General features: G+C 33.5%; 2 protein-coding genes and 1 pseudogene. All 3 read left to right on the forward strand.

What is annotated here, in order from left to right:
• Positions 1 to 236 precede the first annotated feature (236 nt).
• On the forward strand, positions 237 to 611 hold the full coding sequence (locus tag HMPREF3125_RS13075; protein ID WP_070453276.1) for a hypothetical protein: 375 nt from the start codon (positions 237 to 239) through the stop codon (positions 609 to 611).
• A gap of 114 nt (positions 612 to 725) precedes the next feature.
• Positions 726 to 860, forward strand: a complete 135-nt coding sequence (locus tag HMPREF3125_RS13080) for a hypothetical protein (protein WP_256278092.1) — start codon at positions 726 to 728, stop codon at positions 858 to 860.
• Positions 861 to 872: 12 nt separating this feature from the next.
• Positions 873 to 1,087: pseudogene (locus HMPREF3125_RS08805) on the forward strand (RusA family crossover junction endodeoxyribonuclease); the annotation flags it as partial.

Genomic DNA, 1,087 nt, shown 5'->3' on the forward strand with positions numbered 1-1,087 from the left:
AGTATTCATAACTGTAAGTATAAGTATAAATAATTATGTAAATAGAGATATGAATATGATAATAAGTAAAATAGTAAATAGGATAACAAATAAGCAATATATGTCCCTAATCATAATTATAGAGCAAAGTTGGTTGTTTACTTATAAACGTAAATAAGAACGCAAATAAAGACGTAAGTAAAGATATAAGTATTAAGTTAAATAATTAAAATTAATGATTAAAGGAGCGTTTTAATATGGCTAACACTAAAACACAGAAGATATTAAGTATCTCAAAAACAAAAAGTGAGAATATCGCAAAATGGTTTGTCAGTGACGCACAGTGGAAATTATTAGCTGAACATTTAGAGTTAGGTAAAACAGCTATCTTCAAATATAAGAAACTAATCAAGATCAAAACTGAAGAAAAGGACGCACTTTATGCGTTAGGGGATATCTTCACGTTGAATCAACTAAACACTGTCATTGAGCTATTTAACGACGCTATAGAACACCCTGAAAAGTATAAAAAACCGAAGAAAAAATCTGACGTCGATTTAAAAGCACAAGCTGACGTAATACAAAAACATACGAAAGATATGAATATGGATTATTTAGGTTATCAAGGATAAGCCGACGGCAACGAAAGAGAAGCCGAAATAGAAACCGAAAACAAAACAGATAAACGGGCTCAAACCCCTACCAAATCAGAAGTTATCGCTAAACATAATGCTGAGCGTAAGGCGATGAAAGAAGAAATAGAAGTTTTGCCTAAAGATAGCCAAGAGCGAATGGAAAAAGAACGAGCGTATAAGCAATCAGAAGGTGATAGAATCGCTGAATTTTGGGACGCACAAAAGCGAGAACAAGAAGATAAATAGGAGTGAATAGCGATGGCTAAGGTATGGAGATACACAATCAAATTACCACCTATGGGGACACCGAGACCTCGTACAAGACGTTTAGATGATGGGCGTACTATCACGTATTATGATCAGTCTTATAGTGATTATTTAGACGCAATACAAGACGAATTAGCGAAAGATAATGCGATAAATGATGATTTCTATGATGTAATAAATACCGAGTTAGGCGTGAAAGCCGAAAT

The sequence above is a fragment of the Staphylococcus sp. HMSC13A10 genome, assembly GCF_001808005.1.
In the GTDB taxonomy this organism is placed as follows: domain Bacteria; phylum Bacillota; class Bacilli; order Staphylococcales; family Staphylococcaceae; genus Staphylococcus; species Staphylococcus pasteuri.

Bases quoted from the DNA above. Each gene is read 5' to 3' on its own strand.
- HMPREF3125_RS13080 (WP_256278092.1), top strand. From the start codon at position 726: ATGAAAGAAGAAATAGAAGTTTTGCCTAAAGATAGCCAAGAGCGAATG.
- HMPREF3125_RS13075 (WP_070453276.1), top strand. From the start codon at position 237: ATGGCTAACACTAAAACACAGAAGATATTAAGTATCTCAAAAACAAAA.